Here is a 21,831-nt window from a genome sequence, read left to right on the forward strand (position 1 = left end):
ATTATATAAGCTGTCAATTCAGCTGAATTTTGCAAACCTTTTGCTTTGAAGTACCGTAAGTATTGCTAATTGACACTAATCACCTACATTTTGATTAGGGAACCTCAACAAATATTGGGAAATTATGATAGCAATATCACGCGTAACTTTATTGCCCTTGGTCTTTCTTTTTCCAGCGGCTCTATATGCAAACACACAAGAATATGCAGGAACTGGATCTGTAACCCAAGGCGAAGCAACCACCAAAATAGAATCCTTATTTGAGTGTGAACAAGGGCGTGCACGGGTTGCAGGACAAGGTGAGATCGTCGATATACACGGAGAAACATGGACCGTCCCGGCAGATAATGAATTTTTAAATGGGCCCTATGCTGACAATATGTACGACGAGTGTTCGGGTAATCGTTCCAACAGCATCAATGACGTTGATGTGCAGTCTGTCCCTGTGGTGACGGTAGACGAGTCAGGTGACATCATCACCGGTTACCTCTTTGCAGACAATTACTTTGAGTTGTACATCAATGGACAACTGATTGCCGTGGATGCCGTCCCCTTTACGCCCTTTAACTCAAGCGTTGTAAAATTTAAGGTCAATCGCCCTTACACCATTGCGATTAAACTGATTGATTGGGAAGAAAACCTTGGCGTTGGCTCTGAAAGTGGTCGCGGTAATAGCTATCAGCCTGGTGACGGGGGATTAATCGCAAGCTTTAGTGATGGTACGGTAACGAGCGACCAATGGCATGCGCAAACCTTCTATATTGCACCCATATACGATCTAGGTTGTGTTGTAGAAAAGGGGACTCTTAGAGAAAGCGCTTCTTGTGATACATCGGGACGAAACAGTGCCGACGACATCAATGCCCTGCATTGGGCCCTGCCAAATGGATGGCAGACTGACACCTTTGACCATTCAGACTGGCCATTAGCTACCACTTACACCGAGGAGCAAATTGGAGTAAACAACAAAAACGGTTACATGAACTTTCAAGAACTGTTCACAGGAAAAGGAGCTGAGTTTATCTGGTCGACTAATCTCATATTGGATAACGAAGTGATCGTGAGATATACCGTAGAGTAGCGCAATTTAAAAAATACCCATCTTAATTAAATTGGTACATCCTGAAAAAGCGGCAACGCATATCCTTGCGTGCCGCCGTTTCTAAGTAAGTCATTTTGAGTCGGTTAGGCCGACTTTGTTTCTAATAAGCAAACAGCCTGGTCAGACAATACTGCCTTACCACCAAGTTTCAACATTGAAGCCAAAGGTGACTTCTTCAACATTGCCAGTCCCACTATGCATAGCCTTGCCATAGGTAGTCCCGCTGCGGTCCCACTCGGTATTTGAGTCTGAGTAGGTGGCGAAAATACGAAATGATGGACGAGCCCATACACCTTTACCCGCTTGGAACAGCTGAGCCACCGTTGCTTTAAACATGTCATTGGTGCCCGCGCCATTTTGCGCATCGACGGTTTCATAACCAATTTCAACCGCGGTGGACATAAAATTGTTCCATGCATATTGAGGACGCGCACCCACACTAAACCACTGCTCACCTTCATTGTTGTCCAAGTTTTTGTCTTGGTAAGCAATTGAGTACATGACTTGGAAGTCTTCATTAACATTCAGGTCACCAGAATTAAAGATTCTCCAGCTGCTGCCATCGTGCTCTTCACCAGTGCTGTATTTGCGATCCGAGCCCCCTTCAGCGCTCATCAAGCCACCAGCAAGACCATCGGTACCGTACTGGAACACGAAGGTGTTAGAACCGTAATCCCAACCCTGACGATAGGACGCAGTAAACATAGAACCCGAGGTTGTAATGTTGCTGTTGTCATAGGTCGAGTTATGTTCGGTAATGTAGTTAAAGCCTAATGTAAGATCGGCACTGTCGCTCAATGCAATATCGCTTAGCCTTAAGTCAAAATGGTGCAACGTCCTTTCATCACCGCCATTTGAGCTTGGTGCAAACCAAGCAACGTGTGCGTTAGCAAAACCTACATCATAGTCTTCAAGACCAATACCGGTGTTTGATGTGTCCCAGTACTTAATGTCTATCATGTGTACTTCATGACGACGATAAAAGCGCTCACCCGCCCATATTTTTGCGTTTTCCTGACCTTCAATCAGGCCATGACCAGCAGACCACAATTGGATAGTGCTTACATCACCCCATGCGTCCCCCGAGCCTAAATACAAAGTGGTGTCGAAATAAGCATCACCATCGCGCCATATATCCGCTTTTACACCAGCTTCCCACCAGTTAAGCTCGTTACCCAAGCGGAAGTTTCCGTAACCGGCTTCAGCACGAATTACGTCGTTAAGTTCACCTTTTCCATCATTGTGTTCATTATTATCTGTGTAAATGTTGCCCCATTTTGCATAGCCAAAATAGGTCACGTTTTCCACTGCTGAAAATACAGCGAAAGGCGCTAGGGTAAGAGCTAACCCGAGGGCTTTAACAAGCGCTTTCTGTTTCATTGGTGTGTCTCCGTTCCATTTATAATTATTGGGCTGTGTCTGAGAGCCAGACTCAGGACAAATAGTAAATCCCTATGGAAACGTTTACACAGTCAATTGTCGCTTTTTTATATCGTTTAATATTTTTACCCAATATATTGGAATTGGTCTCACATAAAGTCGGATAAAACATAATATAGCGAAATATATTACGTGATAACGTTTACAAACAGAAACAGAGATAAACACGCTCGTGCTACAAAATTGAGGTCAATTTTTCTTTTTGAATGATTAAAACCGGCTTAACGTCGCAAAAAATTCTTTGTTCAGGAGCCAAAGGAAAAATTACTAACGCTAAAAATAGTTATGTTCGAAATCTAGAGCATTGGAAAACCATTGCTCAAGTTAAACTTGATTCGAATCGTTGGTTGGATTTAAATTTATGGCTCAGATATGAGCTAACTAACAGACACATGCGCGCGTGTAGGTAGGCAGAACAATCACTTGGAGACTCACTCGAGGAAATATTTAAGTAAGTTAAATCTGTATAGATCCTTCACCAAACTCTCTTAAACGAGCATCGCCATAAGATTCTTTCATATATTCCATATATAGTGGCGAATTAAGCCGTTAGGCCAGCGTTCAGCAATCTCTGGCTATTTCCTACACAGTCAGTTACACCGACTTACATTTTGTTGTTCACTTTTTGACCACCCCTTGCGTTAGCATTACCCCCTCACATTTTAGAAGCCCTACTTAACCTAAAATATAACCTATTGTTTTTTAAGCGTGAAAAGGGAAATAAAATGGAATTTAGACGACCAATATCGCTATTGCTTGCAGCCTCATTCATGATCGGTTGCAGTGACTCATCAGGACCTTCTACCCCCACCAGCTCCACAGCATCAGTAAAAGGCAAAGTGATCGATGGCTATGTCAGTGGTGCAACCATATTCTTGGATATTAATAACAATGGACTTTTAGACAAAGGCGAGCCAAACACCTTAAGCACCAGCGCTGGAGAATATAATCTTGAATTAAACGCTTCCGACCAGCTGTGTTTAGATTATGTCCCTATTATTGTTGATGTTCCTGTGGGGGCTATCGATGAAGACCTAGGTCCAGTAAATGCAGCTTATCAATTGGTACTCCCTGCCTCAAAGGCAGATATCCATGAAAGTAATCACATCACCCCACTCACTACGTTAGCCTGGGATGCGATGTCCATTGAACTGTCAAAGGACTATTTTGAAGTGGGCTGTGAAGGGATTAAGAACAATACCGAACTACACAAACGACTCCTCACGACCTTAGATCAGTCCACTGTCGATCTTGGCGGGATCTACAATTTAACCCCAGAACAAATTTACGGTGATTTTATTGCCAATGGCGACACAGCGGCACACGAGCTTGCCATGAACATAGTGGTGGGATATCAAAAAAGCTTCGCAGAGCGCGCTGACTTAATTGCGAGCGGAGCCAATGTTTGGAGCTATGCCTATACGTTCTTGGAAGCAACTGAGCGATATGCCGACGAAAAACAGCGCGGTTACAAGTGGCTACTCGACTACGCTTATTCCCGGCCAACCTCAGCGCTTAGGCATGAGCAACTCGAAGGAAGTGTGTTTTTTAAAAGCGACTTTGCCGATAGAATAGATAAAACCTACCGTCACCTCGACAACACTAACGCAGAGCTCGATGAGCACGGTGCTATGCGAAAATATGGTGTTGTCGCTTACCTAAATGATTTCGACAACCCCAGCTACCAATGCACAACCCAAGTGCTAATAGAAAATATTTACACTGACATTAATACCGATTTCACCAGTTATCAGCGGTCGAGTCCCCCTTTCAATGTCGCCAACGTTGCATTGTGTGTTTACCAAGCACTTTTACCAGAGGCCATTGAAGCAGAGGAAATCCGACGCGATTTATGGAATCAAAAATTTGCCGCTTTTTTCCAAGATTCTCTGTCGTCTCTGGCCGATCTCGACCTTGATGACTTTTCGCATATCAGCGCTGAGATCGATTCATGGCCAGTTGCTTGGGATGAATCATTCAATTTTGATAACCAACCCCATAGTTGGTACAAGCAGATCACCGAAAGCATTTCCGGCACCTATGTGACCACGGCGCGTAATCAAGATGGATACATACACAAGACAACCACAAACAGTGACGGGACGTACGTAAGAGAGTGCCCAACGGATCCAAACGTTATGTATCCAGAGGTACCAAGCTTTAGCCCAAACGCCTGTCAATAATTAACCGCAATCAGGACACACACCAACCCTCATAGGTGTGTGTCCAAAATTACTCAAAATTACTTGTGCCCCACCCACCTGCCCTGGGTCGTGATGTGAATTATTGTTAGAACGTAAAAAAGCCAGCCATAAGAACACCTATGACTGGCTCACTATTCTGTACTGGTTGGCTAGGGCAGCCAACGAGCATTAAAAGCTAAACGTAGTCCACTTCTGATAATCCGCGTTATCGTCGGCACACACTTCTAAAGTAACAGGCCTCATTACGTGTGCTGGGCTGCCTCCGCGTCCCTCTTTCTTCTCTGTGGCGCTTGCAGTAACACACAAACTTGGATTAGCGTTCAAAACGATCTGGCCGTTCTGTTGGAAATCAAATCCTTGTGAATCGCTACTATCACACGCGTCAAGCATTAGACTTGCTCCTTCGTCTAAGGTTGAGGCAGACATACAAACATCAAAATACTGGATGTTAAACTGACCCTGCGCAAAATCTCCCTCAACAAATGCCTGATCCACTAAAATTTCTCCGGTGTAATCATAACAAGTGTGTGCTTGTAAACCTCGCTCAACCGGCGCTTGTTCACCTTGTCCACCGGCAATATCCAAACAGTACCCGCGCTCATCATCAAGGTCTGCGATCAGTCTTACTTCTACCAATGATTCCGCAGCCTGTAACCCAAATGCTGCCGTTGCAATCATTCCTACCAACGTCAATTTTACACAGCGTAATCGGCTCATTGTACTCCCTTAATGTTCGTATTTAATTGTCGATATACTCTAAGACAAACGCCTAATTTTTCAGCATAGTTCAGCTCTATGGCAGAATCAAACGTCCCCAAAGCTCAGGCGAGCACACAGCATTCACCAGCGGGAACTAATCTGGACACACACCTTTGGTTCACGAACTTGATAGTCCTGTGTAACGATTCGCGCCACTTTCTTAAACGTCATGCGTTCACTGAAGTTTGACATACGCTGTGCTTTGGCCAATAGGTGGCCAACCGAATTGCTCTATTAGATCTATACTCTCCAATAAGTTATAGAAACTGTGGAGCCATTATGCGTTTGCCTAAACCATGGGTATTAGTCTTACTGGGTTTACTGTTAAACATCGTTGCCATGCTTATTTCCAGTACAAAAATCGAGCAGCTCGACAGCGCCATTTCGGCACTCAATGATATTAATGACGAGAACAGTTACGCGATTCAGCGCGCGTGGAGCAGTGTCGATACATTGGAAAGAAAAAAGGAAAACTTAGTGCTCTATATGTCTACAATGCCAACATTAAATCAGCAAACTGCATCACTCGTATCATCGCAACTCTCTCCGTGGCTCATCGAGCCTCCAGAAACACTCTCAAATTCGAACGTGCAACTTTGGTTTGACGCTATCGACCATGCTCAGAGTCGCCATCGAAATGACATTGATCAATACTACTTACAAACACTAGAAATAAACGAGCAAGTGACACAACAGCAGATCACTGTCTCGTGGTTTAAACAAATCGCCCTGTTTTTACAGGTATTTGGGCTTGCACTGATTTTAGCTCGCGATCTCTCCAAGTAGCCTCACAACACAATGTTGCTATAGCTTTCAGCTTCAATTGCTAGCAGTGCTATATCATATTTTTATTAGGTGCTTCATAAAATAAAAGTCGTCACGGCCTTTTAAGCGATCCAGCTTTGAGCAAAGAATCCATTAAAAAAACAAACTTGATTATTGAGCGTCACATAAACGATGATGGAGTCAATCAACGTTATCGCTATGACTTTATGTTGAAACGGCTTAATAGACGATCGCCATAAAATGTTAGAAGGAATAAACATTATGGATTACCCAACCATAGAATCTTGTGTAGGGAACACACCTCTGGTTCGCTTGCAGCGCATTCAGGGAAACACATCCAACACCATTTTGTTAAAGCTAGAAGGCAATAACCCTGCAGGCTCAGTCAAAGACAGAGCGGCCCTGTCCATGATCACACAGGCCGAAGCTCGCAACGAAATAAAGCCGGGCGACAGCCTCATTGAAGCCACGAGTGGGAATACCGGAATTGCACTGGCGATGGCTGCCGCAATAAAAGGGTACCCTTTTACGCTGATCATGCCAGAAAATGCCACCGAAGAACGAAAGGCAGCAATGACCGCTTACGGCGCTAAGCTTATTTTGGTGAGTAAAGAAGAAGGTATGGAAGGTGCGCGAGATTTAGCACAGGCGATGCAAGCTGAAGGTAAGGGCAAAGTACTTGACCAGTTCGCCAACACCGATAACCCATTGGCCCACATGACAAGCACTGGACCAGAGATTTGGGAGCAGACTCAAGGCAACATCACCCATTTTGTGAGTGCGATGGGGACTACAGGCACCATTATGGGCACCTCAACCTACCTAAAAAAGCAAAACCCAGATGTACAGATTATCGGCCTACAACCTGAGGACGGTGCCAGTATTCCAGGCATTCGCCGATGGCCGAAAGAGTACTTGCCAAAAATTTTTGACTCGAGTCGCGTCGATACTGTGATGGACATTGGGCAGGCAGAAGCTGAATCCACTATGCGCGATCTGGCACGCCAAGAAGGGATATTTTGTGGTGTATCCAGCGGCGGCGCAGTCGCTGCATCGCTACGATTAAGCGCGCAAGTTGAAAATGCAGTAATTGTTACGATCATTTGCGATCGCGGCGATCGCTATTTATCGTCTGGGATCTACTAATTTAAATCATTGGGGTCAGAGTCAATTGACTCTGACCCCAATTTAGATTGCCCACCTCACGCCCATGGCGGCATGGATCTCTGTGGTGTCGTATAAAGGCACTTCGGTATCGTCTGCTTTGACTAACATCGCGATTTCAGTGCAGCCTAAAATAATCGCTTCGGCACCTTGCCGATGCAGTTTCTCGATTATGGCGATAAACGCGGCTCGAGACGCTGGATTAATCACTCCTTGGCACAGTTCTTTATAAATCACATCGTGAATGACCGTTTGCTCGGTCGAGTCGGGAACCATGACGTCGATTCCATGTTGCTCGATTAGGCGACCCTTATAAAAATCTTGCTCCATTGTAAAACGTGTCCCCAACAAACCTACATGGGTCATACCGTCTTCTTTTAGAGCCGTTGCGGTCGCGTCAGCGATATGCAGTAATGGGATAGAGACGGCCTGCTGCACTTGGTCGGCCACTTTGTGCATGGTGTTGGTACAGATCATCAAGCAGTCTGCACCGGCTTTTTCAACATTTTGTGCAGCAATGGCGAGTAGCTGAGCCGTTTGCTCCCATTGTCCTTGATGTTGCAGGGTTTCAATATCATGAAAGTCGACGCTATTGAGTACAATTTTGGCCGAATGTAACCCGCCTAATTGAGCATTCACTTGTTGGTTCAACGCACGATAATAGTTCGCGGTAGACTCCCAACTCATGCCTCCCAACAATCCAATTGTTTTCACTCTTATTCTCCCTAATTAATCGCTATTTCGGCGTCTAGAGCTGATAGTCAAACTCGTAGTGATGTTTGCCATCTTCCACGGTGATCAACATCGCCCCAGATATCCCTTTGAGTTCACCACAACCAGAGTCGGGAACAACTTCGAGAATAAGCCTATCTTGCCCTTTATCCATCACCCCATAATGCTGCAGCACAAAACTGCCCTTTTTACCGCTTAAACTGCCAGACACCTGTTCAATAGCAACATAACCCGCCGAGCCTGGTGTTTGAGTCACGGCGCTTAACATTTCACCCTGACTTGATGCCGCAAGCTCTCCAACAAATACTTTGTCGATCGACATGCGGCCTAAATTAACGCCGTCTTCGCCTTTTGCATAACCATCAATAGGTTTTAGTTGAACGTCAAACGTACCCGAAATTTTCATCTGTATCTTCCTTGAGTATTCATTTGTCTATGCCAGGATCGTTAACTGCATAATACTTCGTTAACTGCACACCACTTTGGTTCCTGCTACCCTATCATGCAGGCATCGCTGCTGACCGCCAAAAATAAGCAACAGCCCAATTAGACTGATCACACCTCCCACGTATGGAACGTGAGGCAATAACAGATAGACAGCGTAACGTTTTAACACAACATCCGCAGCCCCCGCTTGTGTACCATCCAAGAACACAATTTTCGTGCCCATAATGCGCTTGCCAACCGTTTGACCGTCTTTTTCTAGTGACTTCCAATTGACCAACGCATAAACCGCTAAACCCGCAATTGCCGCACCCACATTTTGCGCCAAGCTAGGCTCTGCAGGTTGTGACTCCATCATCATGTCAAACCCACCAGCAAAATAGACGATGGGGATCAAAACGATCCCGATTATGAGTGAATCAATGAAGTTTCCGGCAAACCTTGCCCAAAGTGAAGCAAGCACGTAGGGAGGAGTATGATCTTGTTGCATGGTTGATTTCCAATGTCTGTAAGTCTCTGACTTCTAAGCTACATCAAGTCGGTCAAAAGCAAAAATTCGGTGTCATTTATTTTGACCAAGTTCGAATGGATACTACTAAGAATAGGTAGTACAGACCCAAATGGGCAACATGGCCGTTCAAACCGCTTGATTATTGCTGAATTTACAAAATTAATTTGTAATAACTGTTATTTATCGCAATGACCAAAGCCGCAATAATCCCCCGCATCGCTGAACAACGCCGTGTTGTTCTCACAATAATCAATTAGGTACGTCTATGCCACTCGCTCTATTTGCGCTGACTTTAAGTGCATTTGCCATCGGTACAACCGAATTTGTGATCGTCGGTCTTATCCCGACGATGGCACTCGATCTTAATGTTTCTCTACCCTCTGCGGGTTTACTGGTCAGTTTGTACGCGTTAGGCGTCGCGATTGGTGCGCCTGTACTAACCGCATTAACTGGAAACTGGCCAAGAAAAACCGTATTACTGTCCGTCATGGCTCTGTTTGTCGCTGGAAACCTGCTCGCTTGGCAAGCACCTGGCTACGGCAGCTTAGTAACCGCAAGAATCCTAACGGGTCTTGCCCACGGTGTGTTCTTTTCTATTGGCTCAACCATAGCCACTGGCTTAGTCAGCAAGGAAAAGGCCGCCAGTGCTATTGCCATCATGTTTACAGGGCTTACTGTTGCGCTGGTTACTGGTGTTCCTTTAGGGACTTATATTGGTCAAAGCTTTGGTTGGCAATCTACATTTTTAACTGTCGCGATCTTAGGGTTTATCGCCTTAATTGGCAGTGCGCTTTTGGTTCCCAACAATCTTGCTCAAGCACCTGCGAGTAAGCTCAGTGCACAACTTAAGGTACTCACTCAGCCTCGCTTATTATTGGTGTACCTCATCACAACACTTGGCTATGGTGGCACTTTTGTCGCATTCACATACTTAGCCCCAATTCTTGAAGACGTCACTGGCTTTGATGCCAATAAAATTAGTCTCATTATGTTGGTGTATGGTGTTTCGGTTGCATTTGGCAACATTACGGGCGGCAAAATGGCCGACAAAATGGGGCCGGTTAAAGCTCTGCAGTGGATATTTATCGGGCTTGCCGCGGTACTGGTGCTATTTAGCATGACAGCATATAACCCAGTACTGGCAATACTCACCATTTTAGTGTGGGGAGCGTTTGCTTTTGGAAATGTACCTGGGTTGCAAGTCTATGTTGTATCCATTGCAGAAAAGACCGTACCAGATGCTGTTGATGTGGCCTCAGGTCTTAACATTGCCGCGTTTAATGTGGGAATAGCGCTAGGTGCTTGGGGTGGTGGTCACATCGTCGCTCGCGGAGACGTTATGGATACACCATGGATTGGTGCATTGATCGTGCTTCTGGCATTAGCACTAACTACCTATAGTGGCTATCTAGACAAAAAAGAAGCTCGACAAACAGATGCTGTCACACCTGCGGCCAGTTAAATACTGCCACACATAGAAAAGCGCCAGCCTAACTAGGCTGGCGCTTTTAATTTTTAATCGTTAAGGCTGCTGCTTAGTCGGTGCCAACGCGATTTCTCGCACACAGACATTCTGCGGTTGATTGTAGGCAAACTCTACAGCGCGAGCCACATCGTCTGCAGCCAAAACCCCACCCATCTCTTCTTTCCAAACATCATAGCCATCTTTAATGTCTGTCGAGGTAGTGTGAGATAACAATTCGGTTTCTACCGCGCCTGGAGCAATGGTAGTCACGCGAACATTTGACGCCGCTACTTCTTCACGAACATTTTCTGAGATGGCGTGAACGGCAAATTTAGTCCCGCAGTAAGCCGCATGATTGGGGAAAGTCTTCTTACCCGCAATTGAGCTGATGTTGATAATGGTGCCTTGGCCATTGTTTATCATCGGCGCTAGCACGCTTTGCATGCCATTGAGTAGGCCTAAAACGTTAACGTCGAACATGCGCTTCCACTCTGATGCATCTTGAGTATCAATCTGGCCTAGCAGCATGCAGCCTGCATTATTGACTAAGCCATCGACGGGGCCAAATTTCGCTTCGGCTTCGGTAATAGCTTGTTCAAAACTGGCTTTATCTGTGACATCTACTTTGGCACACAAAGTGTTGGGCAGTTGCAATGCTTGCAGTTTATCTACGCGGCGGGCAAGCAGCAAAAGAGGATGGCCAGCAGCGCTAAGACGGCGAGCAATCGCTTCGCCAATACCTGAGCTTGCGCCTGTAATTACGATAAGTTTAGACATGTTTGTTCACTCCACATTAATTCGATTTGCCAGCCTGTGCTGTATGGGGGTAATCATAATCATGACTGATTTGTTGATATATAGGTTATTAAGTGAAACACTGTTGTCATACAGCAACAATAAGGCAGCCTAGATCATGCTTGATGACATCAACCTTGCCGACTTACGTACCTTTGTTTTGATAGCTCAACTTGGCAACTTCACCAAAGCTGCACAGCACCTCGACGTCTCTCGCTCCCACGTTTCACGACAAGTAAGCCAACTGGAAAAGCAAATGGGTGTGACGCTGTTTATTCGCACCACCCGCACTTTGCGCCTAACTGCAGCGGGGACGCGGCTATTTCAGCAAAGCCAGCAAGCCCTCGCTAACATTGACCAAGCACTGCGCTCAACGGTTGACGATGTGCAAACCCTGCAAGGGTTGATACGGATTAATTGTGTGGGTGGCTATCTTGGGGAAACGCTCATCGCAAATCTGGCTCACCAATTCATGCTCAAGTACCCAAAGGTCACGGTACTACTCGACTTAAGCAGTCACCGAATTGATTTAGTGGAAGAAGAGTTTGACGTAGCTTTTAGGATGGGGCAGCTTCAAGACGCAGGGTTTATCGCACGCAAGCTTACTGCAATAGAAATGGGTACATTTGCATCTCCTGCCTATTTGGCTAACCATCCAACTATCACCACGCCGAAACAACTTGCTGAGCATCGCTGTTTGTGCGGAACGGTGAAAAAATGGCGGTTTAGACATAACGAGACGGGCAACGAGCAAGATATTCAAGTCTCGGGGGCTTTTGAGTGTAAAAATGGTCGCAGCCTGATCAATGGTGCTTTGCTAGGCAACGGAATTGTGCGCCTACCCAAAATCTACTGTGACAATGAGCTTAAACTCGGGCGGTTAGTCGAAGTCTTTGATGAGTGGGAAATACCCAGTGTGGATTTTTCCATGTTATATCACAAAGACCGTTATCAACCGCAACGGCTCACCGCTTTTATCGAGTTTGTTCGGCAAGCTTTTATCCACTCACACTAAGTGTTGGGTTAGACAAGGCTGTTTACCCATATCCAAATGCGCAACGCTGCCATTAATAATGGTTAGGTTGGGTGGCGCATGCCCAATATCTAAGTCAATCGCCACGGGAATACCTATGTTTACAAGGTGGTTACTTAGAACCTGTCGATAGCTAAGCATTGCACTCTCTGGCCCAAAACTACGACCAAGTACCAGCCCTTTTATATGCTTAAACACCCCGCGAAACTTCATACTCAATATCGCTCTAGCGATGGCTTCGGGGTTCATTTCAGCATTTTCTAAGTACAGTACAATGCCTTCAGGATAACGTTGATTCAGCTGGCTTAAATCCAGAAACTCAGTATTAAATAAATCAATAAGTGTATCCCAGCACCCACCAATTAAGCGCCCTGTTACCGACGTACCTTGTTGGGGTGCCACCAACCACTGCCAACGTGTGGTAGCACAAAGGTCTAATTGTGCAGCGGAGTCTTGGCAAAAATCTGGCCACTGAGGTGCATATTTTGGAGAAGCATATTGGGTGAACTGACCTTTCGACGCAGTCGCCATATGACTCAATGTATGCTCGGTAAGCGTATCCTTTGCATTAGGAACAAGATCCATCAGATTAGGTGTATGTGCACTGGCCCACCCCAGTTTAGAGGTTAGCGCGACCGCTAAGGTACTGACATCGGAAAAGCCCATGACCCATTTGGGTTTGGCTAGCGCAAGTGAATCAAAATCGAGTAGCGGCAACACCTCCATCGCGAGCTCACCACCCCAAGGAGGATAAATTGCGTCGACGCTATCGTTGGTAAGAAAATCCATCAACTCTCGAGCTCGATCATCCGCGCTGGCACTGGCGCCTTGGTATTTTCCCATCAAGCATTGTCCTACCTCAAGGTTGAACCCGTGCAGCGTTAAATGCTCACATACAAGATGAAAACGAGGCAAATGTGCATTGCTTAACCCACTGGAAAAAGCGGTGATTGCAATGGTACTTCCTTTAGTCAGTGGCTTTGGGTAATGCATAGCACAATGTCCTTATCTTGCTGATTTTATTCATTAAGCCACGTTTCTTACCCGCGTTGCAAGCAGCATGAATGCCACACTTGCCTGCACCACAAAACAGAGAAGGAACAAACTTGTAATGCCTAGCCCCTCCACCCAGTATCCAGAGGCGGCAAGCCCCAGTGGCATTAGGAGTTTAAACAGTGACCCGGTGATCCCTGCGATGCGTCCGAGCCATTTTTCATCAAACGCTTCTTGTCGAAAACTCCAGATACAGATACTGCTATAAAGCCCAACCGCAGACACCCACAAAAATCCCAACCCCAAGCCCCACAGTGTCGGCCAGACAATAGGAAACAAAAAACCAATGGCTTCCAATGCAATTGAAAGTATCAATAGTCTACCCAATCCCATTTTTTGACGGACAATATCGGCAGTAAAGGATCCAAGCATCCCTCCTATACCAGACGCAGCAACCAGATAGCTCACTTGCACACTATTTAACGTCAACTCTGCCTTCGCAAAATAGATCGCTTGGATCCAAAATACCGAGCCCGTGGTGTTGATCACCATCACCGCTAGAGTAATAACAACCATAGTTCGACTGCCCACAAACACCGACCAAGCATCTGATAAAGAGGCAAAAAACGACTGAGAACTTTGATTTAGTGGCGGCTGCTCATCCAGTCTATCTAGCTGCCAGTACGCTAACACCAACATTGCTGCTACCACGAGCAGAGCATAATGAATAGCAGCCATCAATAACAGCGCGCCAGATAACACCGGCCCAACGGTTTCCATGAAGCTATATAGTGAGCTCATACGAGCTGTCGCGGTGTTTTGCATGTTCTGAGGCAGCGCCCGCTTTAGCATTGCCATTCGAGCGTTATGGTAGCCATAGTTAAACGCCATCATCAAAAACGCCGCAGGAAAAAGAACCCATAGTGGCTGGCTCATCCATTGAACCGCTGAGAACGACAAAATCACCATAAGTGCCTGCCCAGTCAGCATTTGTTGTGACCAGCGTTTCTTATCAACCCGATCCACCCACACCCCAATAAACAGCGCCAACAGTAAGTTAGGTAAAAACTCAACGGCCCTCATCCACCCCATCCATTTTGCAGATTGCGTCAGTTCGTACACTAATAGTGGAAGCGCTAGATCGTAAACCTTGCTTGCAAATGCAACCAACAGTGCACTGCTAAACAGCGTTACAAACGCTGAGGATTTCCAAATATTCTGCTTTGTATTTATTGCTGTAGTCACCAATTAGTCCTTTTCTTTGGCTGAGTCTCTCCTTATTATTTAGGATTAAAAGATGTAGAAAAATAGAAACTAATTTTTAGGATTTCACCTTTATGCGCTATTGGATGGCCTTGGTCTTTGCAAGAGACTCGTTAGAAGTTGGCGTGCCGACTCGACTTCGACTGGATCAGTGGGTGATCTCGCTCAACTGTACAAAACGCAATGCGCAACTGGTGATAAAACGATTACAACAAGAAGGTATTATTGACTGGCAAGCAGGTGTTGGTCGCGGTCATCTGCCTACGGTCACTTTGCTTTACAGTGTAAATGATCTCATTGAACAAGAAGCTAAGCGCTTACTCGGAATTAATAAGGTTGAAATGGCGCTCTCGCTAATTAAACCCATTCAACAAGATCGCTTCCTACGAGACTACCTTAGCCGCCACACAAGCACGCAACCTCGGCAGCTGTTACAGATTCCATTTTATCGCGCCACACACGGCTTAGATCCCATTGCAATAAGCCGTCGCAGTGAAGCGCATATTGCCAGTTATTTATTTGCCCAATTGCTTAAATGGGACGAGCGGCTCAACGACTATAGCGGGGATCTGGCTCTTAACTGGCGACCCACGTCTAACGGCCTTGCGCTCACATTGAGAAAAGGCGCTTTCTTTCACGACACAAGCCCGCTACTGGCAGAAGACATCGTCAATCATTTTCGTCGCTTGCAGTCGTCCAACAACGATAACGCGCGATTGTTTCAACTGATCGACGACATAGAGGTCATCTCTCCCTATAGGATACATGTCTACTCAACTCATGCCGCTGCCATTTTGCCCAAACTACTGGCTATGGGAGCGATGGGGATAAGCAAGCTAAAAGGTACAGCGGTTATTGGTAGTGGCCCTTTTAAACTCAGTGAGCAAAATGAGTGGCGCACTGTACTGCACAGATTTGACGCCTATCACGGCTACACACCTTGGGTAGATGGTGTGGAAATATGGAATGTGGGTAAAGAAGCTAAGTCTTTAACAACTAACGCAGACATCGTAAGCACTTCCTTAATTGAACGCGATCAGCACACTAGGTTTGACCATCATAGTCAATGGGAGATGGGTGCAGAGTACGCGTTACTGAATAGCCAACAAGCGCATTTCCGTACTCAAGCGCAGAGAATGCCGTTGTTTAAACTCATTCAGAGCGCTGGTTTACCGCAATCTATCATTGACGAAAAAGTAAAAGTAGCCACTAGCATGAGCTCGGTGTTTGAAGCCGAAAGCGGGACGCTTACTCCCTCCTTCCAAGAGGCCACCTCACAGGCTAGTGCACAACTCAGTGCACACGACTATCCGCCGCTAACCATCGTAACCTATCAACTCGACCAACACATTCGCTACGCAAAGCACCTTGCCCAGTCGCTGTCTACTAGGGGCATAAAGGCCTGCGTGAAGGTATATGAATTTCCACAGTTCTGTTTAGAAGAGACGTTAAAAGCCGCTGACATCATCATTAGTGGTGAAGTATTTGGACAGGATCTCGAACTTAGCTACATTGACTGGATGATGACTAACAGCGCGCTGCTGCACAGCCAACAGCCCCGAATTACTCAATGGATGCAGACTGCGGTGCGCAAAGCACTCACTAAACCCAATGAGTTGCAAAGGATCGATGCATTACGCCGTATTGAGTCACAGCTAATCGACAAAGCGCTCTATTGTCCGCTATTTCATGTCCAGCAGCAGATCAGTACGGCAACATCGCTCGATGCAACGGACATGCTTGCCAACGGTTGGATTGATTTTGCTACAGTGGTCGTGGAGTAAACTAGTAGCTCCCCATGCCAAGGCTTTGAAACAATCCGCTCAAAAGCACACTCATCAGCCCAAAAATAACCGTTAAGATGATGAACGCAGGGATAGACGCAATCGCCGCTTTCACCAAAAAGATAACGATCGACATGAAGGGCATTTTTATATCAACAACGGTGACTTCGCTTCTATTACTCTCTGACATGGGTGCTTCCTTAGCAGTATTTATCATCGAGTTTAAGCATAGCGTGTAATGTCGAGGTTACTATTGGTTATCTGCTGGTTTTTACAGTTCGGTCAAGATCGCGCATTGCTGATTGATTTTATGGGCCATTTTCGCAATGCGACTCTCTTCCTTTCGCAGAGCACTATTGCTGCATATGTAGGCCAGTCTTAACAATGCTTTTTACCCAACGCGCAGCGCGAACCACGAATAGGCAAATCGCGGCAGGAATAATGGTCAATAATGTCACTTTAATAAACGGCATGATAAACATTAGGATAGCAGGTGGGGCTTCACGCTCTGGATGGTTGCCAAGGTGCTCGGCAGTGTTCATCGTCGCAGCCCAATCCGTTAAGGAGAGTGTCCACAGTAAAGCACTGACAATCAGTGACACCACAAGCACAATGCTGCTTCTACGGATCCAATCTTCTTTTACATATTTCATTGTGCAGCCTCTCCATTGGCTTTTTTAGAGTTTGATTGACGCATTTTTTTCGTCATATTCTTTATCCATGTCCAATGCAGCGCTAAATGGATCCCCAACATGGGCATCAACATATTTCCTAGGCTGTGATGGATTTCAGACCAAAATGGTTGAATGACTAATGGGATCCCTAGTTGAGGAAGCATTGCTTCCGAAACCAAAAAGCCGCTTAACGTCACCATAACCATGGCCAAATAGAAAATAACGTCCCAAACGGCGTTAAACTTAGACTCACCGGAGAAGCGAGCAAAGAACTTACTCGGTACAGATTTAATCCACTCCCAGTGTAACAAGATGTGGATCACCAGTGGCACAATGAAGACAAGGCTAATCCATTCATGAATAGGAATGCCTGTGGTTTGTGGGACACACACCAGAACAAAGCCTATCAGTAACCAAACATCCATTACATATCGAGTTTTTCCTAGATCATCTTTCCATGATTTCTTCGCTCTTTGCGTCATGCCCATCCCTTAACATCGCTATTTAACCATACAAAAATCAAGGTTATGGTGCCTTGTTGGTTGATAATAACAACATCATTTACGCTACTTTACATAGCAGTTAGGCTGGGTTTTTCTTTTACACAAAACGGATATTATGCGTATGACTTGGCATCTTCTTGTTTTAGCTTTTTGTGCCCATCTTCCGTCACACCAGGTTTCCAGTAGCTACTAAAATACGCCAACTCTCGTTCAAAGTGTGGCTGAGCAGAAAGCGCACGACGCGATGCTCGCATTTGACTAAATTCGCACGCTACCCAAATGGCGGTATTGGGTGACACCTCGGGTAACTGTTCGACACTGTTTGCGAGCATTGATTGATCATAGCTACCGACCAGCCACTGGATATCGATGCCATCTGGCGCATCTATTGGTTGAATATCACTTTCATGGCTCACTTGTATAAACGCTTTGCCTTTTGCTTGGCTCGGCAACCGTTCGATTGCGATCGCAGCTGCGGGCAACGCAGTCATATCAGCAACAAACAGATAGTCATCGGCGGTTGCTGAAACATCCTTAATCGGTCCAGGGCCTGCGATGGTGAGGGTATCTCCAACATTCGCGTTTATTGCCCAGCGCGACGCTTGCCCACCATGATCAGAGTCATGAATAACAAAATCGATGGTCAATTGCAGTGTATCTGGATCAAATCGTCTAATGGTATAGGTGCGCATACTTGGACGATCCTCCGCGCTAAAGCCTTCCACTTCACTTCGACCTTGTACATCAAACAACAGCTTAATGTACTGCCCTTCACAAGTCTTGGACAGTTTACTTAATGCCCCGCCAGTAACTACGACACGCTGAAAATTTTGGCTTAATTGAGTGTTAGAAACCACTTCAAGTCGCATTGGTGCTCTTTTTTGTTTCATTTGCTTTACCTTGTTAAATAGGTTCATGTGTTAACTCACTGCTTCTTGTTTACTTAACTTTTCAAAAAACGCTCTACTTTGGGCTTAATGGTGGTTGAAACCAAAACCATTAATGCCAACCCAACAGGAAGGGCCGCCAAGAACCCACTCAGCCAACCACTAAACAGTGCGTTGCTGTCGGCAAAACCAATGGTTGTTGCAGCTGTGGTGAACGCCATCATCGACTCCATAAATACCGCCATTATCAGCCCTATTATGATGTTTCGCTTACTCTCAGCTGTATTGGGTAACCACTTTTCCATTAATTTGGTAAGGACTGTCATAGCGCTAAAGCCAAGCGGGGCCATGACAAATGCAGCGGTCAAAAATGCACGTAACCACTGCCCGTAGAACGCATCACTCAGCCCTACGTTCATGTATGTCATCACACCTGTTAACGTGCCTGCCATCAGTGACATCATGCCCATCATCACCAAAATCTTTTTATAGAGCGGTGTTGATGTTGCGCTCGTCTCGATTTCAGCAGAATTTACGGTGATAGTCTGGTTCATTGTTGATTTCCCGTTGATTTATGTTGATAATGTCAACTATAGACACTAAGGTTGATATTGTCAACTATATTTTTAAGGGCACATTATGGCTACTGGCACAAGCTTGGATACGGTATTCCATCTCACTCACGCATTAAAACGTCGTATGCATTCGCATATTGAATCGTTAGGAATGGATATCGCACCTATGCATATCCGGGTGATTAAAATCATCGACAAAAAATCACCCTGCACAGCCGTCGATATTGTTCATTTCCTGCATCGCGATAAGGCTCAGGTTACACGGCTGATTAAGACTTTGATTGAGCAAGAGCTGGTTGAAAAAGCGCCGAACCCAGAAGATAAGAGAAGTCAGTTACTGATTGTGACAGCGAAAGGAAAAGAACGTCTAGAGATTTTGAACCGTGCGGAGGCAAAGGTTATTGAGTCGATGACCCAAAACATTTCTCACGAAGATCTGCTTCAATTTGATGCGGTTGCGAAAAAAATCGCTAAAAATCTTTCTGAGTAAGTGACCCTATTTGGGCAATAAAGAACACACTCATTTAAATGCAGACAGGGCGACAGCTATTGAATAGCCGTCGCCCTTTTTTATCTAGGCTTGTAATAGTTCTTGAAGTACTTGTTTGTAGGTATCTTGAGGGTGGGCTCCCGTTAGACCACTGGTGCGGTTAAAAATGACAGTTGGCACACCTGACACGCCCATTTGGTGCCACTGAGACTCGAGTGCTCGCACCGTTTCTCGGCCTTGTGGGTGATCCAACTGTGCGTCAATCTCTGCTTTATCTAACCCAACAGCAACAGCCTCTGCAATCAAAATTTCTCGTTTAGAGACATCTTTCTGCTCTTGGAAATAAGCCGAGAACAGGCGAAGTTTTAGCTCAGTCTGTTTACCCACAGAATGCGCGTAACCCAGCAAGACATGAGCATCAAGAGTATTCACCATTTTCATGTCGTCAGTAAACGCAAAATCAAACCCATAGGCGGCGCCTTTTTCTGCAATGGTGATCCTCGCTTGGGCGCTGTCCTGCTCCGTAGAACCGTACTTTCGCATAATGTGATCACGCAAATTCTCACCTTCTGAAGGCATATCCGGATTGAGTTCAAAAGGTTGCCATTCTATCTCAACGACATCTTGCAACCCCAACTCTTCTATCGCGGCCATTAGGTGGTTATACCCAATAATGCACCATGGGCAAACGACATCCGAAATAATGTCTAACTTAATCTTACCGTCCATTATCTTCCTTAATATTTGTAGTATTGCCACATCGCCTAAGACGGTGTGGGTATCGTGACTAAATGTGCTGTGCAACTTTCAATAAGGTGCTACGTAACCATTTGTGGCTTGGATCATGAGTTCGTGAAGGGTGCCAATACATAACGACGTCAATGAACTCGTCTATGAATTCAACATCTAGAATTTTAATACTGGGCTCATTCAACACATTAGCAATTAATCGCTGAGGTACTAAGGTGATGTAATCGCTCTTAGCCACTACGGGCACCGCCTCCATGATGCTTCCAGATTGCCAAACAACGTCCCGCTGACTCAATGTGCTTTCCGCTTTAAGCCCATAACCAATCAAGTAGCCTTTGTTTTGCTGATTAGTGGTATGCACGACGTGTTTTTCGGCCAAGAACTGGTCGCTATTGATAGTTTGTCCCTTCAATCTAGGATGATCGCGTCGGCACAAGACCACCATCCTATCTTTGAGTATTCTTTCTGAACGTAACTGAGGGTAGCGATTAGATTTGGCTTCTAATACCAAATCGCACTGCTGAGCCCTCAGCAAACTACCTATGTCCTGGCCCACAAAAGGATCAATTTTAACTCTTGCTTTCGGCGCACTTTGACTCATGGTTAACGCCAGATCCGGTAACAAGGTGTGACCGAAAGCACTGAGCGCTGCAATCGAAAACTGTTTAGTACATTCATGGGGACGAAAGTTTTTATGCTCTGGCAACGTGTACTCAATGCTTTCAACGGCACTGGCAAGCGTAGGATAAATATCATGAGCAAAAGGGGTGGCGGTCACACCGTGACTGCCTCGAATAAATAAATTGTCGTTAAATACATCTCGGAGCCTTGCGACATTTTGACTGACCGCAGACTGGCTGATCCCCAGTTTTTTGGCGGCTCTAGTATAGTTTTGCTCTTGCATCACCGATACAAAAGTAGGAATGAGACTGTAATCTGAATGCTTCATAGTGTTTTCAAATATATGATATTTGTTTTCTTATAATTCTAGTCAAATATTATATCAGATATTCTCAATCAATACTTGCGTGCTACATAATGTAGTCGCACTTGATCTCCTTTATTGCTCCACAATTTCTGCACATTGCTCCGCCATCATCAACATAGACTTCTACCGAGCTATTAGTTGATCAAACAGGCAGGAAAACCCTATGAAAAAGTTAGCGCTCACTATCATTGCAACGACTGTTATTTTAGGTTCAATGCAAACAGTATCTGCAAACCAAGAACGACGCCCACCACCACCTTCTTTTGAGCAGATGGACAGTGACGGAAACGGTGAACTGTCCAAAGACGAAATCAAAGGACCTATTTTGGACCAATTTGATGAACTTGACGCAGACGGCAATGGCACCTTGAGCGAATCGGAGTGGCCTGATGCACCACCACCTCCTGCACAATAATCTCAGTGTACTCGAACTGCTTAGCCTATGTTTATATCGGCTCTCGGCCTAAGCAAAAAAATCCCCCACTAAGT

Annotated in this window: 24 protein-coding genes; 9 read left to right on the top strand and 15 right to left on the bottom strand. The window is 45.5% G+C overall.

Going from position 1 to position 21,831, the window contains the following annotated elements; translation table 11 throughout:
* Positions 1–124: 124 nt before the first annotated feature.
* Positions 125–1,081, top strand: coding sequence for a hypothetical protein (locus JQC93_RS00500; RefSeq protein ID WP_205156526.1), 957 nt, complete (start codon positions 125–127; stop codon positions 1,079–1,081).
* 156 nt (positions 1,082–1,237) lie between these two features.
* On the opposite strand, the gene JQC93_RS00505 is transcribed toward JQC93_RS00500, so the two are convergent.
* Positions 1,238–2,482 carry a carbohydrate porin gene (locus JQC93_RS00505; protein WP_205156527.1) on the bottom strand — a complete coding sequence of 415 codons (1,245 nt, stop codon included), beginning with the start codon at positions 2,480–2,482 and terminating at the stop codon, positions 1,238–1,240.
* 785 nt (positions 2,483–3,267) lie between these two features.
* On the opposite strand from JQC93_RS00505, the gene JQC93_RS00510 reads away from it, so the two are divergent.
* On the top strand, positions 3,268–4,725 hold the full coding sequence (locus JQC93_RS00510; protein ID WP_205156528.1) for a hypothetical protein: 1,458 nt from the start codon (positions 3,268–3,270) through the stop codon (positions 4,723–4,725).
* Between the two features lie 189 nt (positions 4,726–4,914).
* On the opposite strand, the gene JQC93_RS00515 is transcribed toward JQC93_RS00510, so the two are convergent.
* Positions 4,915–5,463, bottom strand: a complete 549-nt coding sequence (locus JQC93_RS00515; protein ID WP_205156529.1) for a ricin-type beta-trefoil lectin domain protein — start codon at positions 5,461–5,463, stop codon at positions 4,915–4,917.
* A 321-nt stretch (positions 5,464–5,784) separates the two neighbouring features.
* Here JQC93_RS00515 and JQC93_RS00520 point away from each other — a divergent pair, with 321 nt between their 5' ends.
* Together JQC93_RS00520 and cysM are read left to right on the top strand one after the other, a co-directional pair.
* Positions 5,785–6,291 (top strand): DNA mismatch repair protein, encoded by a 507-nt coding sequence (locus tag JQC93_RS00520; protein ID WP_205156530.1) that lies wholly within the window; start codon positions 5,785–5,787, stop codon positions 6,289–6,291.
* Between the two features lie 258 nt (positions 6,292–6,549).
* Positions 6,550–7,437 carry a cysteine synthase CysM gene (gene cysM, locus JQC93_RS00525; protein ID WP_456243394.1) on the top strand — a complete coding sequence of 296 codons (888 nt, stop codon included), beginning with the start codon at positions 6,550–6,552 and terminating at the stop codon, positions 7,435–7,437.
* A 42-nt stretch (positions 7,438–7,479) separates the two neighbouring features.
* On the opposite strand, the gene JQC93_RS00530 is transcribed toward cysM, so the two are convergent.
* The 3 genes from JQC93_RS00530 to JQC93_RS00540 are packed head-to-tail and all read right to left on the bottom strand — an operon-like array spanning position 7,480 to position 9,121.
* A complete protein-coding gene (locus JQC93_RS00530) occupies positions 7,480–8,169 on the bottom strand; it encodes an aspartate/glutamate racemase family protein (RefSeq protein ID WP_205156532.1) in 690 nt (229 codons plus the stop codon).
* A 34-nt stretch (positions 8,170–8,203) separates the two neighbouring features.
* Positions 8,204–8,593 (bottom strand): DUF3224 domain-containing protein, encoded by a 390-nt coding sequence (locus JQC93_RS00535; RefSeq protein ID WP_205156533.1) that lies wholly within the window; start codon positions 8,591–8,593, stop codon positions 8,204–8,206.
* 60 nt (positions 8,594–8,653) lie between these two features.
* A complete protein-coding gene (locus JQC93_RS00540; protein ID WP_084888924.1) occupies positions 8,654–9,121 on the bottom strand; it encodes an RDD family protein in 468 nt (155 codons plus the stop codon).
* 286 nt (positions 9,122–9,407) lie between these two features.
* Between JQC93_RS00540 and JQC93_RS00545 the strand changes: the two genes are divergently transcribed.
* Positions 9,408–10,604 carry an MFS transporter gene (locus JQC93_RS00545; RefSeq protein ID WP_205156534.1) on the top strand — a complete coding sequence of 399 codons (1,197 nt, stop codon included), beginning with the start codon at positions 9,408–9,410 and terminating at the stop codon, positions 10,602–10,604.
* 60 nt (positions 10,605–10,664) lie between these two features.
* Here JQC93_RS00545 and JQC93_RS00550 read toward each other — a convergent pair whose 3' ends face one another.
* The gene (locus JQC93_RS00550) at positions 10,665–11,384 is read right to left on the bottom strand and encodes an SDR family oxidoreductase (RefSeq protein WP_084888922.1); all 720 of its coding nucleotides are present in this window, start codon (positions 11,382–11,384) and stop codon (positions 10,665–10,667) included.
* 136 nt (positions 11,385–11,520) lie between these two features.
* Between JQC93_RS00550 and JQC93_RS00555 the strand changes: the two genes are divergently transcribed.
* A complete protein-coding gene (locus tag JQC93_RS00555) occupies positions 11,521–12,417 on the top strand; it encodes a LysR family transcriptional regulator (protein WP_205156535.1) in 897 nt (298 codons plus the stop codon).
* Here JQC93_RS00555 and JQC93_RS00560 read toward each other — a convergent pair.
* Together JQC93_RS00560 and JQC93_RS00565 are read right to left on the bottom strand one after the other, a co-directional pair.
* The gene (locus JQC93_RS00560) at positions 12,409–13,428 is read right to left on the bottom strand and encodes a S66 family peptidase (protein ID WP_205156536.1); all 1,020 of its coding nucleotides are present in this window, start codon (positions 13,426–13,428) and stop codon (positions 12,409–12,411) included. The genes JQC93_RS00555 and JQC93_RS00560 overlap by 9 nt on opposite strands.
* A 33-nt stretch (positions 13,429–13,461) precedes the next feature.
* Positions 13,462–14,673, bottom strand: a complete 1,212-nt coding sequence (locus tag JQC93_RS00565) for an MFS transporter (protein WP_205156537.1) — start codon at positions 14,671–14,673, stop codon at positions 13,462–13,464.
* Positions 14,674–14,765: 92 nt separating this feature from the next.
* Between JQC93_RS00565 and JQC93_RS00570 the strand changes: the two genes are divergently transcribed.
* Complete coding sequence (locus JQC93_RS00570; RefSeq protein ID WP_205156538.1) at positions 14,766–16,475, top strand: ABC transporter substrate-binding protein; 1,710 nt, start codon at positions 14,766–14,768, stop codon at positions 16,473–16,475.
* A gap of 1 nt (position 16,476) precedes the next feature.
* Here the strand turns inward: JQC93_RS00570 and JQC93_RS00575 are convergent, their stop codons facing one another.
* The 5 genes from JQC93_RS00575 to JQC93_RS00595 all read right to left on the bottom strand — a co-directional run bounded on the left by JQC93_RS00575 (position 16,477) and on the right by JQC93_RS00595 (position 19,093).
* Complete coding sequence (locus JQC93_RS00575; protein ID WP_084888917.1) at positions 16,477–16,665, bottom strand: hypothetical protein; 189 nt, start codon at positions 16,663–16,665, stop codon at positions 16,477–16,479.
* A gap of 163 nt (positions 16,666–16,828) precedes the next feature.
* Positions 16,829–17,128, bottom strand: a complete 300-nt coding sequence (locus JQC93_RS00580) for a hypothetical protein (protein WP_205156539.1) — start codon at positions 17,126–17,128, stop codon at positions 16,829–16,831.
* A complete protein-coding gene (locus tag JQC93_RS00585) occupies positions 17,125–17,631 on the bottom strand; it encodes a cytochrome b/b6 domain-containing protein (RefSeq protein WP_236009205.1) in 507 nt (168 codons plus the stop codon). The genes JQC93_RS00580 and JQC93_RS00585 overlap by 4 nt, the downstream gene beginning before the upstream one ends.
* A gap of 134 nt (positions 17,632–17,765) precedes the next feature.
* Positions 17,766–18,542 (bottom strand): siderophore-interacting protein, encoded by a 777-nt coding sequence (locus JQC93_RS00590; RefSeq protein ID WP_205156540.1) that lies wholly within the window; start codon positions 18,540–18,542, stop codon positions 17,766–17,768.
* A 53-nt stretch (positions 18,543–18,595) separates the two neighbouring features.
* The gene (locus JQC93_RS00595; RefSeq protein ID WP_205156541.1) at positions 18,596–19,093 is read right to left on the bottom strand and encodes a DUF2798 domain-containing protein; all 498 of its coding nucleotides are present in this window, start codon (positions 19,091–19,093) and stop codon (positions 18,596–18,598) included.
* 85 nt (positions 19,094–19,178) lie between these two features.
* On the opposite strand from JQC93_RS00595, the gene JQC93_RS00600 reads away from it, so the two are divergent.
* Complete coding sequence (locus tag JQC93_RS00600; protein ID WP_205156542.1) at positions 19,179–19,604, top strand: MarR family winged helix-turn-helix transcriptional regulator; 426 nt, start codon at positions 19,179–19,181, stop codon at positions 19,602–19,604.
* A gap of 84 nt (positions 19,605–19,688) precedes the next feature.
* On the opposite strand, the gene JQC93_RS00605 is transcribed toward JQC93_RS00600, so the two are convergent.
* Positions 19,689–20,333 carry a DsbA family oxidoreductase gene (locus tag JQC93_RS00605; protein ID WP_205156543.1) on the bottom strand — a complete coding sequence of 215 codons (645 nt, stop codon included), beginning with the start codon at positions 20,331–20,333 and terminating at the stop codon, positions 19,689–19,691.
* 58 nt (positions 20,334–20,391) lie between these two features.
* Complete coding sequence (locus JQC93_RS00610; protein ID WP_205156544.1) at positions 20,392–21,303, bottom strand: LysR family transcriptional regulator; 912 nt, start codon at positions 21,301–21,303, stop codon at positions 20,392–20,394.
* 202 nt (positions 21,304–21,505) lie between these two features.
* Between JQC93_RS00610 and JQC93_RS00615 the strand changes: the two genes are divergently transcribed.
* The gene (locus JQC93_RS00615; RefSeq protein WP_236009207.1) at positions 21,506–21,757 is read left to right on the top strand and encodes an EF-hand domain-containing protein; all 252 of its coding nucleotides are present in this window, start codon (positions 21,506–21,508) and stop codon (positions 21,755–21,757) included.
* Positions 21,758–21,831: the final 74 nt, after the last annotated feature.

The organism is Vibrio ulleungensis (assembly GCF_016900875.1).
Taxonomy (GTDB): Bacteria; Pseudomonadota; Gammaproteobacteria; order Enterobacterales; family Vibrionaceae; genus Vibrio; species Vibrio ulleungensis.

What these genes read in the sequence shown, in the direction of transcription:
- JQC93_RS00500 (WP_205156526.1), top strand. Translation starts at nt 125, where the DNA reads ATGATAGCAATATCACGCGTAACTTTATTGCCCTTGGTCTTTCTTTTT.
- JQC93_RS00505 (WP_205156527.1), bottom strand. Translation starts at nt 2,482, where the DNA reads ATGAAACAGAAAGCGCTTGTTAAAGCCCTCGGGTTAGCTCTTACCCTA.
- JQC93_RS00510 (WP_205156528.1), top strand. Translation starts at nt 3,268, where the DNA reads ATGGAATTTAGACGACCAATATCGCTATTGCTTGCAGCCTCATTCATG.
- JQC93_RS00515 (WP_205156529.1), bottom strand. Translation starts at nt 5,463, where the DNA reads ATGAGCCGATTACGCTGTGTAAAATTGACGTTGGTAGGAATGATTGCA.
- JQC93_RS00520 (WP_205156530.1), top strand. Translation starts at nt 5,785, where the DNA reads ATGCGTTTGCCTAAACCATGGGTATTAGTCTTACTGGGTTTACTGTTA.
- JQC93_RS00535 (WP_205156533.1), bottom strand. Translation starts at nt 8,593, where the DNA reads ATGAAAATTTCGGGTACGTTTGACGTTCAACTAAAACCTATTGATGGT.
- JQC93_RS00540 (WP_084888924.1), bottom strand. Translation starts at nt 9,121, where the DNA reads ATGCAACAAGATCATACTCCTCCCTACGTGCTTGCTTCACTTTGGGCA.
- JQC93_RS00545 (WP_205156534.1), top strand. Translation starts at nt 9,408, where the DNA reads ATGCCACTCGCTCTATTTGCGCTGACTTTAAGTGCATTTGCCATCGGT.
- JQC93_RS00550 (WP_084888922.1), bottom strand. Translation starts at nt 11,384, where the DNA reads ATGTCTAAACTTATCGTAATTACAGGCGCAAGCTCAGGTATTGGCGAA.
- JQC93_RS00555 (WP_205156535.1), top strand. Translation starts at nt 11,521, where the DNA reads ATGCTTGATGACATCAACCTTGCCGACTTACGTACCTTTGTTTTGATA.
- JQC93_RS00560 (WP_205156536.1), bottom strand. Translation starts at nt 13,428, where the DNA reads ATGCATTACCCAAAGCCACTGACTAAAGGAAGTACCATTGCAATCACC.
- JQC93_RS00570 (WP_205156538.1), top strand. Translation starts at nt 14,766, where the DNA reads ATGCGCTATTGGATGGCCTTGGTCTTTGCAAGAGACTCGTTAGAAGTT.
- JQC93_RS00575 (WP_084888917.1), bottom strand. Translation starts at nt 16,665, where the DNA reads ATGTCAGAGAGTAATAGAAGCGAAGTCACCGTTGTTGATATAAAAATG.
- JQC93_RS00580 (WP_205156539.1), bottom strand. Translation starts at nt 17,128, where the DNA reads ATGAAATATGTAAAAGAAGATTGGATCCGTAGAAGCAGCATTGTGCTT.
- JQC93_RS00585 (WP_236009205.1), bottom strand. Translation starts at nt 17,631, where the DNA reads ATGACGCAAAGAGCGAAGAAATCATGGAAAGATGATCTAGGAAAAACT.
- JQC93_RS00590 (WP_205156540.1), bottom strand. Translation starts at nt 18,542, where the DNA reads ATGAAACAAAAAAGAGCACCAATGCGACTTGAAGTGGTTTCTAACACT.
- JQC93_RS00595 (WP_205156541.1), bottom strand. Translation starts at nt 19,093, where the DNA reads ATGAACCAGACTATCACCGTAAATTCTGCTGAAATCGAGACGAGCGCA.
- JQC93_RS00600 (WP_205156542.1), top strand. Translation starts at nt 19,179, where the DNA reads ATGGCTACTGGCACAAGCTTGGATACGGTATTCCATCTCACTCACGCA.
- JQC93_RS00605 (WP_205156543.1), bottom strand. Translation starts at nt 20,333, where the DNA reads ATGGACGGTAAGATTAAGTTAGACATTATTTCGGATGTCGTTTGCCCA.
- JQC93_RS00610 (WP_205156544.1), bottom strand. Translation starts at nt 21,303, where the DNA reads ATGAAGCATTCAGATTACAGTCTCATTCCTACTTTTGTATCGGTGATG.
- JQC93_RS00615 (WP_236009207.1), top strand. Translation starts at nt 21,506, where the DNA reads ATGAAAAAGTTAGCGCTCACTATCATTGCAACGACTGTTATTTTAGGT.